Annotated in this window: 1 protein-coding gene; it reads right to left on the bottom strand. The window is 72.3% G+C overall.

Translation table 11 applies throughout. The features are described 5' to 3' along the window. Positions 1 to 10: 10 nt before the first annotated feature. Positions 11 to 14920, bottom strand: a complete 14910-nt coding sequence (locus tag VGX25_RS25775) for a non-ribosomal peptide synthase/polyketide synthase (protein WP_326920488.1) — start codon at positions 14918 to 14920, stop codon at positions 11 to 13. Positions 14921 to 14933 lie beyond the last annotated feature (13 nt).

Below are 14933 nucleotides of genomic sequence, written 5' to 3' on the forward strand. Positions count from 1 at the left end.
CAAGACACAGTCATGTCGCCCGCCCCCTCGAACAGTCGTGCGCGATCTGGCGGAGCGCGTCGGCGAAGTCACCGGACACACGCTCCACAGTGGACCTTCGATGCCGGTCGGGCTGGTAGTGCCAGGTGAACCCGAGCCGACCGCCTTCGACGCCGCCCACGACCTCCAGCAGGTGCGAGCCCCGGTCGGCGGGATCCTGCTCCTGGCCGAGGGAGGAGTACATCGCCCGGTAGAGGCCGTGGTCGTCGTCCTGTGCCTGCCCGTCCCACTGGCCGAGGTAGTTGAACGCGATCTGCGGTCCCGGCGAGTCGGCGGCCAGCCGCTCGCGCACCTCCGGCGAGCCCAGATACCGCAGCGCGCCGAAGCCGAACCCGTTGCCCGGAACGGCGCGCAGCTGGCGGCGCACCGACTTGATCAGATCGCGCCAGCTCGGCTCGTCGCCGGCGGGTACCTCGAGCCCGACCGGGAAGAGCGTGGTGAACCACCCGACGGTTCGGGAAAGGTCGACCCCGTCGAGGATCTCCTCGCGGCCGTGCCCCTCCAGGTCGATCGAGACCCGGCCCCGCCCTGTCCACCGGGACAGCGCCCAGGCCAGCGCGGCCAGCAGGACGTCGTTGATCCGGGTGCGGTAGGCGGCGGGTGCCCCGCGCAGCAACGCGTCGGTCTCCTCGGCGCTCAACCGCACCGAGACGGTCCCGGCCGGGCCGGGCGGCTCGGCCGGCCCGTCGACGGGCAGCGCGCAGCCGTCCAGCGCGGCCGCCCAGTGGTCCACCTCGTGGTCCAGACCGCCGCCTGCGACATGCTCGGCCAGCCGCAGCGCCCAGTCCCGGAACGACGTGGTCTTCGGGCCCAGGTCGATCCGCTCGCCCCGCAGTGCCTGCCGGTAGGCGGTTTCCAGGTCGTCGAGCAGGATCCGCCAGGAGACGCCGTCGACCACCAGGTGGTGCGCGGCCAGGAACAGGTACGGCGCGCGGCCGCCGCCCGGCACGAACAGCGCCGCGGCGAACAGCGGCCCGCGGCCGAGGTCGAAGGACGCGTGCACCTCGTCGGCGATCCGCCGCATCGCCGCGTCCTGCTCCTCGCTGTCCAGATCGGACAGATCGTGCCGGTCGAGCACCGGCACGCCCTCGACCGCGGCGTTGTACTGGCGCCACCGGCCGTCGGTGCGCTCGAACCGCATCCGCAGCGCGTCGTGGTGCACGACGAGGGCCTCGACCGCCCGCCGGAGGGCCCGCTCGTCGATGTCGCCGGTCAGCTCCACCAGGGTGGACTGGTTGTAGTGCCGCGGGTTGGCCAGCGGCTGGCGGAAGAACCAGTGCTGGATCGGGGTGAGCGGAACCGCGCCCACGACCGGCTCCTGCCCGGACTGTCCGCTGTGGACGGTACCGACGACGGGCGCAAGAGACGCGATGGTCTGGTGCAGGAAGAGATCCTTGGTCGTGAAGCTCAGCCCGGCCTGGCGGGCCCTGGCGACCACCTGGATGCTGAGGATCGAGTCACCGCCCAGCTCGAAGAAGTTGTCCTCGACGCCGACCCGATCCAGGCGCAGCACGTCCGACCAGAGGTCGGCGAGCGCGGATTCGACCGGCCCGCTCGGGGCCACGTAGCGGTCCTCCCGACCCGACCCGGCCTCCGGCTCGGGCAGCGCACGCCGGTTGACCTTGCCGCTCGGCGTCAGCGGAAGCTCGTCGAGCACGACGAACGCGGCCGGCACCATGTAGTCGGGCAGGCTGCCGGCCAGCCAGGAGCGCAGGTCGGGAGCGGCCGAGTCGGCCGGCACGACGTAGGCCACCAACCGCTTGTGCCCGTCGTGCTCCGCCGCCACCACGACCGCGTCGGCCACGTCGGGATGGCGCCGCAGCGCCGCCTCGATCTCGCCGGGCTCGATCCGGAACCCGCGGATCTTGACCTGCTCGTCGGTGCGGCCCAGGTACTCCAGCACGCCCCGGTCCGTCCAGCGCACCCGGTCCCCGGTCCGGTACATCCGCGAACCCGGCGCGCCGAACGGGTTGGGCACGAACCGGTCCGCGGTCAACCCCGGCCGGTTGAGATACCCGCGCGCGAGCTGCGCGCCGGCCAGGTACAGCTCGCCGGGGACACCGACCGGCAGCGGGCGGCCATGGGCGTCGAGCACATAGGCTCGGACGTTGCGCAGTGGTCGGCCCACCGCCGGCCGCATGCCGTCGACCACCCGGCAGGACAACGCGTCGATGGTGCATTCGGTGGGGCCGTAGAAGTTGTAGCTGGCCGTGCCGGCCGCCGCGGCCAGCTCCCGCCACAGCGACTCGCCGAGCGCCTCACCGCCGAGCATCAGCATTCCCGGCCGGTGCCGCGCGTCGTCGAGCAGCCCGGCCGGAACGAGCTGGCGGACGTAGGACGGCGTGAGGTCGAGGAAGTCGATCCGGTGCCGGGCCACGTAGTCGACCAGCGCGTCCGCGTCACGACGGGTGTCGTCGTCGATGAGGTGCAGCTCGTGGCCGTCGGCCATCAGCAGCGGCCCCTCAAGCGACGTGTCGAAGGAGAACACCGCGGTCAGGCCGACCCGCAGCCGATCGGATCCGTCACCTCGCAAGCTCGGTGCCGGCGACCCTGCCACCTCGTCCCTCGGCGGCAGGGCAGTGTTCGATGGTTCGCTCCGCAAGCTCCGCTCTCCTTGCGCGGCGGCGATCAGCGGCGGCAGGAAGTCGTTGCGGTGGTTGTACAGCAGGTTGACCAGGTTGCGGTGCTCGACGAGCACGCCCTTCGGTTGACCGGTCGAGCCGGAGGTGTAGATGGCGTACGCCGAGTTGGCCGGCCGCAGCGCCGCGAGCCGGTCCGCGTCGGTGAGGTCGGCATCGGCGTAACCGGCCAATGTGGACTCGTCGACGGCCTCGCGCAGCACCAGCACCGGCGCCGCGTCCCGGACCATGAAATCGATCCGGTCGGCCGGCAGGGTCGGGTCGACCGGCAGGTACACCGCGCCCGCCTTGAACACGGCGAGCATGGCCACCACCATCTCCGCCGAGCGCGGCAGGGCCAACCCCACCACCCGCTCCGGTCCGGCGCCCCGCTCGACCAGGTACCGCGCCAGCCGGTTGGCCTTGGCATTGACCTCGGCGAAGGTCAGCGCGGTGCCCCGGAACACAAGAGCGGTCTCGTCCGGCGTGCGCCGCGCCTGCGCCTCGAACAGCTCGGGGAAGGTCAGCGCCGGCACCTCGAGATCGGTGTCGTTCCATTCCTCGACGACCCGGCGCAGCTCCGGGTCGGTCAGCAGCGGAAGCTCGGCCAGCGTCAGGTCCGAGTGGACGGTCATGCGCTCCAGCAACGCCAGCAGGTGCGTGGCCATCCGGTCGATCGTGGCCGGGTCGAACAGATCCGTGCTGTACTCGAACGCGCAGACCAGCCCGCCCTGGTACTCAGCGAACTCGACGGACAGGTCGCAGTTGGCGGTCGTCACCGGCAACGGCACCTCCTCGACGTCCAACCCGGGCAGGGCCGGCGCCTGGCCGGGCGCGTTCTGCAGCAGCACCATGACGTCGAACAGCGGGTTGCGGCTGGTGTCGCGGGCCGGCGCGAGCTCGTCCACCAGCCGCTCGAACGGCACCTCCTGGTGGGCGAAGGCATCCAGCACCATGTCCCGGACCTGAACGAGGAACTCGTCGACGGTCCGCGCGTCGTCCACGGTGGAGCGCAGCACCAGCGTGTTGACGAAGAAGCCGACCAGCCCCTCGAGCTCGGCCCGGTCGCGGCCGGACACCACGGTGCCGACGGCGATGTCCTCCTGGCCGGACCACCGGGCGAACAGCACCTGGCAGGCCGCGACCAGCGTCATGAACAGCGTGCTGCCCCGCCGGCGGCCCAGGTCCTTCAGCGCGGCGGTGAGCTCGGGGGACACCGTGAACCCGTGGATCGCACCGGCTGAGGTGCGCACCGCCGGCCGTGGCCGGTCGGTGGGCAGCTCCAGCGGAGCGAGCGCGGACAGCTGCCGCGTCCAGTAGCCGATTTGCTTGTCCAGCACCGCGCCGCTCAGGTGCTCGCGTTGCCAGCTGGCGAAATCGGCGTACTGCAAGGGCAGTGGCGGCAGGTCGGCCGGCTCGCCGCGCAGCGCCGCACCGTACAGTGTGGACAGCTCGTCGACCAGCAGGCCGCTGGACCAGCCGTCGGTGACGATGTGGTGCGCCGCCATGCTCAGCACGTGGTCGTCGTCGGCAAGGCGGACCAGCCGGACCCGGAACAGCGGCCCGCGGCCAAGGTCGAACGGTGTGGTCACCTCCCGTTCCAGCACGGTGGACAGCTCGGTTTCCAGCTCCTCGTCCGGCAGCCCGCTCAAGTCGAGCAGCGGGACCCGCACGTCGTACGGCGGGTGCACGAGCTGCACGCCCTTCCCGTCCACCGCGTCGAACGTGGTCCGCAGCGACTCGTGCCGGGCCACCAGCGCGGTCAGCGCGGCGTTCAACGCGTCCAGATCGAGCGCGCCCCGCAGCCGCAGCGCCGACGGCGAGACGTACTCCGCGCTGTCCGGCTCGAACTCGTTGAGGAACCACAGCCGCTGCTGGGCGAACGACAGCGGCAGGGGCCGATCCCGCGGCACGGACTCGATGACCGGCAGGCCGCCGACCCCGGCGTCGGCCGGGACCAGGTCGGCCAGCCCGGCGACGGTCGGGTTGGCGAACACCGCGCGCGGCGACAGGTCCGCGCCGAACGCGGCGCGCAGCCGCGAGATCACCCGGATGCTCAGGATCGAGTCGCCGCCGAGGTCGAAGAAGTTGTCCTCGACCCCGACCCGTTCCATGCCCAGCACCTCGGCCCAGATGTCGGCCACGACCCGCTCGGTCTCGGTACGCGGCGCGACGTAGCCGGCATCCGGGGCCGGCGCGTCCGGCGCCGGCAGGGCCCGCCGGTCCAGCTTTCCGCTGGCGTTGAGCGGCAACCGGTCCAGCGGCACGACCGCCGACGGCACCATGTAGTCGGGCAGGGTCGTGCGCAGCGCGTCGCGCAGCGCATCCGGCGCCACGGTCGCCGCGCCGGCCACGACATAGGCCACCAGCCGCTTGCCGCGGCCGTCGAGCTCGCGGGCGACCACGACCGCCTGGCTGACTCCCGGTTGGCTCAGCAGGGCCGCCTCGATCTCGCCCGGCTCGATCCGGAACCCGCGGATCTTCACCTGCTCGTCGTTGCGCCCGCGGTACTCCAGGGTCCCGTCCGCCCGCCGGCGGACCAGGTCGCCGGTGCGGTACATCCGGCTGCCCGGCGGCCCGAACGGGTTGGCCACGAACCGCTCCGCGGTCAACCCGGCCCGGTTCAGATACCCGCGCGCCACCTGGTCACCGGCAAGGCACAGCTCGCCGGGAACCCCGACCGGAACGGGCTGAAGGTGCCCGTCGAGCACGTAGGCCCGCAGGTTGCGCAGCGGCCGCCCGACGATCGGCGCCTCGCCGGCCACCCGGCACCACAGCGCGTCGACGGTGCATTCGGTGGGGCCGTAGAGGTTGTAGCTCGCGGTGTCCGGCAGGGCCGCCAGCTCCCGCCACAGCGACTCGCCGAGCGCCTCACCGCCCACCGAGAGGATCTTCGGGCGATGCCGCTCGCCGGTCAGCAGCCCGGCCGGCATGAGCTGGCTCACCCAGGACGGGGTCAGGTCGAGGAAGTCGATGCGGTGGCGCACCACGTAGTCGACGAACGCCTCCGCGTCGATGCGGGTGTCGGCGTCGATGAGGTGCAGCTCGTGGCCGTCGGCCAGCAGCACCAGGGCCTCCCACGAGGTGTCGAAGGAGAACGCCGCGCTCAGCGCGATCCGCAGCCGCTGTCCACCCGCATCGGCGACGAACCCGTTGCGGTGGCAGTACAGCAGGTTGGTCAGGCCGCGGTGCTCGACGACGACGCCCTTGGGCTTGCCGGTCGAGCCCGAGGTGTAGATGACGTAGGCGCCGTTGTCCATCCGAAGTGGACGGATTCGGTCGGCGTCGGTCGGATCGGTGTCCGGGTAGCCGTCGAGATCGCGGACGGTCCGCGGATCGTCGATCACGACGACCGGGGCGGCGTCGGCGCGCAGGTGCGCCCGGCGGTCGGCCGGCAGCTCCGGGTCGACCGGCAGGTACACCGCGCCGGCCTTGAGCACCGCGAAGATCGCGATCACCATCTCGGCGCAGCGCGGCAGCTCCAACGCCACCACGCGCTCCGGTCCGGCGCCCCGCCGGATCAACCAGTGCGCCAGCCGGTTGGCCCGCGCGTTGAGCTCCGCGAAGGTCAGCGCGATGTCCGCGAACACCAGCGCCGTCTCGTGTGGACTCTGCCGCACCTGAGCCTCGAACAGCTCGGGGAACGTGGCCGACGGCACGTCAAGGCCGGTGTCGTTCCACTCCACCAGCACCCGCTCCCGCTCGCCGGCGGACAGCCAGGGCAGCCGCCACAGCGGGCGGTCGGGATCGTCGGCCATGCCGGCCAGCAGCAGGCGCAGCCGCTCGACCATCAGCTCCACTGTGGCGGCGTCGAACAGCCTCGGGTCGTAGGCGAGGTCGAAGCGTAGCCGGTCGTCGAGGTAGGCGCTCAGCGTCAGCGGCAGGTTCGTGGTGTCCAGCGCCTGGCCCGCGCGCACCCGCGGGCCCCCGCGCTGCGCGGCCGGGTCGTCGAGCGGGTAGTTCTCGAACACCACGACGCTGTCGAACAGGTTGGTGCCACCGGGAACGCCGCTCCAGGTCTGCAGCTGGGCCAGCGACGCGAACTCGAACCGCCGGGACTCGGTCTGCTCGATCTGCAGCGCCCGCAACCAGGACACCGTGCTCTGTCCATCGTGGACCCGCACCCGGCTCGGCACGGTGTTGATGAACATGCCGATCATCGACTCGACGCCGGGCAGCTCGGCCGGCCGGCCCGACACCGTGGTGCCGAAGACCACGTCCGGCTCACCGCTGTAGCGGGCCAGCAGCAGCGCCCACGCGCCCTGCACGATCGTGTTGACGGTCAACCCGTTCCGCTTGGCCACGCGGTGCAGCCGGCCGGACTCCTCGGCCGGCAGGTCCAGCCGGACCGACTCCGACGACTCGGTCCGGTGCGCCTCGACCGGTTGCCGGTCGTAGGGCAGTGGGGTGGGCGAGGAGAAGTCGCCCAGCACCGCCCGCCAGTGCCGCTCCGCCTGTCCCTGATCCTGCTCGCGCAGCCACCGCAGGTAGTCCCGGAACGGTCGCCTGGCGACCAGACCCGGTTTCCGGCCGGCGACGATGGCCGCGTACTGCTCGCACACCTCGGCGAACACCTGGGCCGTGCTCCAGCCGTCCAGCAGCACGTGGTGCGAGGTCCACACCAGCAGCACCTCGTCGTCCGGCAGCCGCGCGATCGACAGCCGCATCAGCGGCGCGCGGTCCAGCTCCATCCCGGCCGCGCGGTCCTCGTCCACCAGCCGCCGCGACGCCGCCTCGCGCTCCACATCGGACAGGTCGCGCCAGTCGTGGTACGCGGTGGGCACGGTGACCCGGCGGTGCACCACCTGGAGCGGCTCGTCCACGCCGTCCCACACCAGCGAGCTGCGCAGCACCGGCGTCCGGTCCACCACCCGCTGCCAGGCCGCGCCGAAGGCCCGCGGATCGGACACGCCCGCCACCTGCAGCGTCAGCTGGTTGAAATAGGCGTCGCTTTCGGTGTCCACCAGGCTGTGGAACAGCATCCCCGCCTGCAGCGGGGTCAGCGGGTAGACGTCCTCCACCGAGCGCCCGTCGCCGGCGATCCGGTCCACCTGCCGCTGGTTCAGCCGGGCCAGCGGGAAGTCCGACGGCGTGCAGCCACCGGCGCCCGGCCGGGCGCAGTGCGCCACGATCTCGGCCAGCGCGCCGATCGTCTCCCTGGCCAGCCGCGCCACCGTGGCCTCGTCGTGCACCTCGGTGGAATAGGTCCAGACCAGCTCCAGCTCACCGGCGTTCACGACGCCGGTGACGTCCAGCAGGCAGGCGCGGGTGCGTCCGGGGTCGATGTCCTGGCCGACGCCCGCCGTCCACGACCGGAACAGGCCCTCGGCGTCGGACGCCATGTCCCAATGACCGTGGTAGTTGAACGAGATCTGCGGGTGCGGGTCGTGGGCTAGCACGCCGGCCGCCGTGTCCGGCGGGCTCAGGTAGCGCAGCGCCCCGTAGCTGAGTCCCTTGTGCGGCACCGCACGCAGCTGCTCCTTGACCGACTTGAGCACCTCGCCCCAGTCCGCATCGGCGGAGACGCTCAACGCCAGCGGGAACTCCGACGTGAACCAGCCGACGGTGCGGGAAAGGTCGACGCCGGCGAGGATCTCCTCCCGGCCGTGCCCCTCCATCGCGATCAGCACGCCGTCCCGGCCGGTCCACCGGCACAGCACCCGACCCAGCGCGCTCAGCAACACGTCGTTGACCTGCGTGCGATACACCCCGGGAACCCGGTGCAGCAACGCATCCGTGTCGTCCTTGCCCAACCGCACCGACAGCGAGACCGCGGACGCCTCGGTGTTGTGGCCCGGGTGGTCGACCGGCAGCTCGGCCGGCGCGGTGCCGGGAATCTTCGACCAGTACGCCAGATCGTCGTCGAGCCGGCCGGACCGGACGTGCTCGGTCAGCCGGTGCACCCACTGGCCGAACGGGGTTCCGGTGGGCTCCAGCGTCACCGCCGAATCCCCGAGCGCCTGGTGGTAAGCCGCTTCCAGGTCAGCGAGCAGGATCCGCCACGACACGCCGTCGACGACCAGGTGGTGGATGGTCAGGAACAACCGCGGCGGCCGGCTGCCGAGATGGAACAGCACCACCCTGATCAGCGGGCCCTGGGCGATGTCCAGGCTCGTCTGGGCCGCCAACACGGCCTCCTCCAGCACGACCTGCTGGCCGTCATCGTCCAGCTCGGACAGGTCGTAGCGCAGGAACACCTCGCCCGCGTCGGGCGCGACGTCCTGCTGCCAGCGGCCGTCGACCCGGCGGAACCGCATGCGCAGCGCGTCGTGGTGCGCCAGCACGGCGTCCACCGCCGTCCGCAGCGCCCGCTCGTCGACCTCCTCGGCCAGCTCCACCAGCGTCGACATCGTGAAGTGGTCCGGCCGCGGGGTGTCCTCGTCGAGGAACCAGTGCTGGATCGGGCTCAGCGGCGCGGGACCGGCGATCGGCTCGGGCTCGGCGGTGTCGGGCCCGGACTCGATGCCGGCGCCCGCGCTCAGCTCCGCGATCGTCTGGTACAGGAAGATGTCCTTGGAGGTCAGGCGCAGGCCCGCCTGCCGGGCCCTGGACACCACCTGGATGCTGAGGATGGAGTCGCCGCCGAGCTCGAAGAAGTTGTCCTCGATCCCGACGCGCTCGGCGCCCAGCACCTCCGCCCAGACGCGGGCCAGCTCGTGCTCGGCCGGCGTGCGCGGGGCCACGTACGCGGACTCGAGCTCCGGCCGGCCGTCCGGCTCGGGCAGCGCGCGCCGGTCGACCTTTCCGCTCGGCGTCAACGGAATCCCGGCCATGACGACGAACGCCGACGGCACCAGGTAGTCCGGCAGGGTCCGCTTCAGCCACGACCGCAGCTCCGAGCTCGCCGGCGCGGCCGGGCCGGACGGCACGAGGTAGGCCACGAGCCGCTTGTGCCCTGAGCCGTCCTCCCTTGCGGCGACGACGGCCTCGGTCACGTCGGGATGGCGCAGCAGGGCGGCCTCGATCTCGCCCGGCTCGATCCGGAACCCGCGGATCTTGACCTGCTCGTCGGTGCGGCCGCGGTACTCCAGCGTGCCGTCCGGCCGCCAGCGGGCGAGGTCGCCGGTGCGGTACATGCGGCTGCCCGGCGGCCCGAACGGGTTGGCCACGAAGCGATCCGCGGTCAACCCCGGACGGTTCAGGTAGCCCCGCGCCACCTGAGCGCCGGCCAGGCACAGCTCGCCGGGAACGCCGATCGGCACCGGCGACAGGTCGCCGTCCAGCACGTAGGCCCGCAGGTTGGGCAGCGGCCGCCCGACGACCGGCCGGGTCCCGGCCAGCACCGGGGTGGCCAGCGCGTCGATCGTGCACTCGGTGGGGCCGTAGAAGTTGTAGCTCCTGGTCCTCGGCGCCGCGGCCAGCTCACGCCACAGGGACTCCCCCAACGCCTCGCCGCCGAGCATGAGCACCTTCGGCCGGTGCCGGTCGCCGAGCAGCCCGGCCGGAAGGAGCTGCTGCACGTAGGACGGCGTGAGGTCGAGGAAGTCGATCCGGTTCCTGGCAACGTAGTCGACAAGCAGCTCCGGCTCGCGCCGCACGTCGTCGTCGAGCAGGTGCAGCTCGTGCCCGTCGGCCAGCAGGACCAGGCCCTCCAACGACGTGTCGAAGGAGAACACCGCGCTCAGCGCGACCCGCAGCCGCGATCCGCCGGCCTCGGCCACGAAACCGTTGCGGTGGCAGAAGAGCAGGTTCACCAGGTTCCGGTGCTCGACGGCGACGCCCTTCGGCAGCCCGGTCGAGCCCGACGTGTAGATGACGTACGCGGCGTTGTCCGGCCGAAGTGGACCGACCCGCTCGGAATCGGCCGGGTCGGTGTCCGGACAGCCGTCGAGACCGTCCACGGCACGCGGATCGTCGATCACCACGACCGGGGCGGCGTCGGCGCGCAGGTGCGCCCGGCGGTCGGCCGGAAGCGTGGGATCGATCGGCAGGTACACCGCGCCCGCCTTCCACACCGCGAGGATGGCGATCACCATCTCGGCGCAGCGCGGCAGCTCAAGGGCCACGACCCGCTCCGGACCGGCGCCCTGCTCGATCAACCGGTGCGCCAGCCGGTTCGCCCGCTCGTTCAGCTCCGCGTAGCTCAGCGCGGTGTCGTTGCACACCAGCGCCGTCTCGTGTGGACTGCGCCGCACCTGGGCCTCGAACAGCTCGGGGAAGGTGGCCGACGGCACCTCGAGGTCGGTGTCGTTCCAGGCCACCAGCACCTGGTCGCGCTCGGCGGCGTCCAGCAGCGGGTACTCGCCGACGCGGCGGTCCGGGTCGGCCGCGATGCCGTCGAGCAGCACCCGCAGGTGCCGCACCATCCGCTCGATCGTGGCGGCGTCGAACAGATCGGTGTTGTACTCCAGCGCGCCGATCAGGCCACCCTCGTGCTCCTGGAACTCGAACGTGAGATCGCAGTTCGCGGTGACGACGGGCATCGCGAGGCCCTCGACCTCGAGGCCGGGCAGCCCGGATGCCTCGTTCGGCGTGTTCTGCAGCAGAACCATCACGTCGTACAGCGGGTTGCGGCTGGTGTCCCGAGCGGGTTGCAGGTCGTCCACCACCCGCTCGAACGGCACCTCCTGGTGGGCGAAGGCGTCCAGCACGGTCGCCCGCACCTCGGCGAGCAGCCGCCCGAAGGAGAGCTTGCCGTCCACGGTGGAGCGCAGCACCAGGGTGTTGACGAACAGCCCGATGAGTCGCTCCAGCTCGCCGTGCTCCCGGCCGGACACCACCGTGCCGATCGCGACGTCGTCCTGGCCGGACAACCGGGCGAGCAGCACCTGGCAGGCGGCAATCAGCGTCGTGAACAGCGTGCCGCCCTCGCGGTGCCCGAGGTCCTTGAGCGCCGCGGTGACCTCGGCCGGGACCGTGAACGTGTGCACCGCGCCCGCGGAGGTGCGCACCGCCGGCCGCGGCCGGTCGGTCGGCAGCTCAAGCGGTGCGACGCCGGACAGCTGGCGCCGCCAGTACTCGAGCTGCTCCTCGAGGGACGAACCGGACAGCCGGTCCCGTTGCCACACCGCGTAGTCCGCGTACTGCACCGGCAGCGGCGGAAGGGTGGCCTCGACACCGCGCAGCGCGGCGTCGTACAGCACGCACAGCTCATCGACCAGGACGCCCATCGACCAGCCGTCGCTGACGATGTGGTGCATGGCCAGCGTGAGCACGTGCTCGTCGGCGCGCAGCCGGGCCAGGCTCGCCCGCAGCAACGGGCCTTCGCGCAGGTCGAAGGGGCGGCTGCTCGCATCGGCCAGCAGCTTGTCCACTTCGGACTCGCGATCCCGCTCCGGCAGCTCCGACAGGTCCAGGACCGGGAGCGCCACCTCATACGGCGGGCGCACCACCTGCACCCCCTGCCCGTCGGCCGAGTCGAACGTGGTCCGCAACGACTCGTGCCGGGCGACGAGCGCGGTCAGCGCACCGTTGAGGGCGGCGACGTCGAGCTCGCCGCGCAACCGCGCGGCATAGCGCATGACGTACTCGGTGCTGTCCGGCTCGAACTCGTCGAGGAACCACAGCCGCTGCTGGCCGAACGACAGCGGCAGCGCCCCGTCCCGCGGCACGGTGGGAATGGCCGCCACCGGTGTCGCGTTGTCCGCACCCGGTAGCGCGGCGGCGAACGCGGCGACCGTGGGATGGCTGAACACCGCGCGCGGCGAGAGGTCGGCCGCCAGCGCGGCCCGCAGCCGCGAGGTGACCCGGATGCTCAGGATGGAGTCGCCGCCGAGCGCGAAGAAGTTGTCCTCGACCCCGACCTGGTCCACGCCGAGCACCTCGGCCCAGATCTCCGCCACGATCCGCTCGACCCGAGTCCGGGGCGCCACGTAACCGGCGCCGGCCGCCGCCGCCCTGCCCTCCGGCGCCGGCAGCGCCTTGCGATCGAGCTTTCCGTTGGGGGTCAAGGGGAAACCGTCCAGCACGACGAACGCCGACGGCACCATGTAGTCGGGCAGCGTCTCGCCGAGCAGCGCGCGCAGCTCCTCGGGCGGCGGCGCCTGCTCGCCGGCCGCCGGAACGAGGTAGGCCACCAGCCGCTTGTGGTCCGGCCCGTCGTCCCTTGCGACCACGGCCGCCTCGCCGACGCACGCGTGCCGCAGCAGCGCCGTCTCGATCTCCCCGAGCTCGATGCGGAACCCGCGGATCTTGACCTGGTGGTCGGTGCGGCCGAGATAGTCGAGGTTGCCGTCCGCCCGCCAGGACGCGAGGTCCCCGGTGCGGTACATCCGGCTGCCCGCGGGGCCGAACGGGTTGGCGATGAAGCGGTCGGCGGTCAGCCCCGGCCGGCCGAAGTAGCCACGCGCCAGGCCGTCCCCGCCGATGTAGAGATCGCCCGGCACGCCGACCGGCACCGGGCGCAGGGCGGCGTCGAGGACGTAGATCTGCGTGTTGGCGATGGGCCGGCCGATGGTCGGCGCGCCGGGCCGATCGTCCACAATGGCCGCGGTGGACCAGATCGTGGTCTCGGTGGGCCCGTAGAGGTTGGTGACCTCCGCGGCAAGCTGCCGCAGCTGCGCGGCCAGCCCGGCCGGCAGGGCCTCTCCCCCGACCAGCATCCGGAGCCCGCGCAGGGACTCCGATCCGGACTCGGGCAGCGAGCGCCACAGCGACGGGGTGGCCTGCATGATCGTCGTGCCGGTCTCGTCGATCAGCCGGGTCAGCGCCCAGGGGTCGGCGATCACCGTCTTGGGCGCGACGACCACGGTCGCACCGCTGATCAGCGGCAGGTACAGCTCCAGCGCGGCGATGTCGAACGCGATGGTGGTCGCGGCCAGCAGCCGGTCGTCCGGCGACAGGGCGAAGCGATCGCCCATGGACAGCAGGAAGTTGGTCAGGCCGCCGTGCGGGACGACCACGCCCTTCGGCCGGCCGGTCGAGCCGGAGGTGTAGATCACGTACGCCGGGTTGAGGGGCGTGAGCGGGGCGGTCCGGTCCCGGTCGGTGGGGTTGGCCTGCTTGTAGCCCCGCGTGTCGAGGACGGCCTTGCGGCTGCCGAGCACCGAGACGGGACGGGCGTCGGCGAGCATGTAGGCGATCCGCTCGGCCGGGAACTCCGGGTCGACGGGCAGGTAGGCCGCGCCGGTCTTGAGCACCGCGAGCAGCGCGACGACCAGCTCGGCCGAGCGCGGGAGCGTGATGGCCACGTAGCGCTCCGGGCCGACGCCCTCGCTGATCAGCTTGTGCGCCAACCGGTTCGCGCATGCGTTGAGCTCCGCGTAGGACATCGGGGTCCCGTCGAAGACCAGCGCGGTGGCCTCCGGCGTCCTGGCCGCCTGCGCCTCGAACAGGTCCGGCAGCATGGCATCGCCGACCGGGCGGGCGGTGTCGTTCCACTCGACCAGCACCCGCCGGCGCTCCTGCGCCGGCATCGAGGGCACCCTGGCCAGCGGGCGGTCGGGGTCGGCGGCCAGCTCGAGGAGCAGCACCTCGAGGTGCCCGGCCATCCGCTCGACCGTCGCCCGGTCGAACAGGGTCGGGTCGTAGGACAGGTTGAAGCCGAGCCGGTCCTCGAGGTAGGCACTCAGCGTCAGCGGGAAGTTCGTGGTGTCCACCGCGGACACCTCGCGGACCCGCAGGCCGGCCCGGTCCGTCGAGCTGGTGTCCAGCGGGTAGTTCTCGAACACCACCACGCTGTCGAACAGGTTGGTCCCGGCGGCCAGATCGCTCCAGGACCGCAGCTGGGCCAGCGAGAGGAAGTCGAACCGCCGGGACTCGGTCTGCTGGATCTGCAGCTCGCGCAACCACAGCACCAGGTTCTGTCCATCGTGGATCCGCACGCGGCTCGGCACGGTGTTGATGAACATGCCGATCATCGACTCGACGCCGGGCAGCTCGGCCGGCCGGCCGGACACCGTGGTGCCGAAGACCACGTCGGTGCTGCCGCTGTAACGGGACAGCAGCAGCGCCCACGCGCCCTGCACGATCGTGTTCACGGTCAGCCCGTTGCGCCGGGCCATGCGGTGCAGCCCGCCCGAGTCCCGCTCGCCGAGCCGGACCCGGACCGACTCGGACGACTCGGTGCGGTGCGCCTCGACGGGTTGCCGGTCGTAGGGCAGCGGGGTGGGCGTGTCGAAGCCGGCGAGCACGGCTCGCCAGTGCCCTTCGGCCGCGCGCCGGTCCTGCTCGCCAAGCCACCGCAGGTAGTCCCGGAACGGCCTTCGCGCGGTCAGCGCGGGCGCGCGGTCGCCGGTGATCGCGGCGTACTGCTCGCACACCTCGTCGAACACCTGGGCCGTGCTCCAGCCGTCCAGCAGCAGGTGGTGCGAGGTCCAGACCAGCTCGACCTCGTCC

The sequence above is a fragment of the Actinophytocola sp. genome, from assembly GCF_035942955.1.
Taxonomy (GTDB): Bacteria; Actinomycetota; Actinomycetes; order Mycobacteriales; family Pseudonocardiaceae; genus DASYTH01.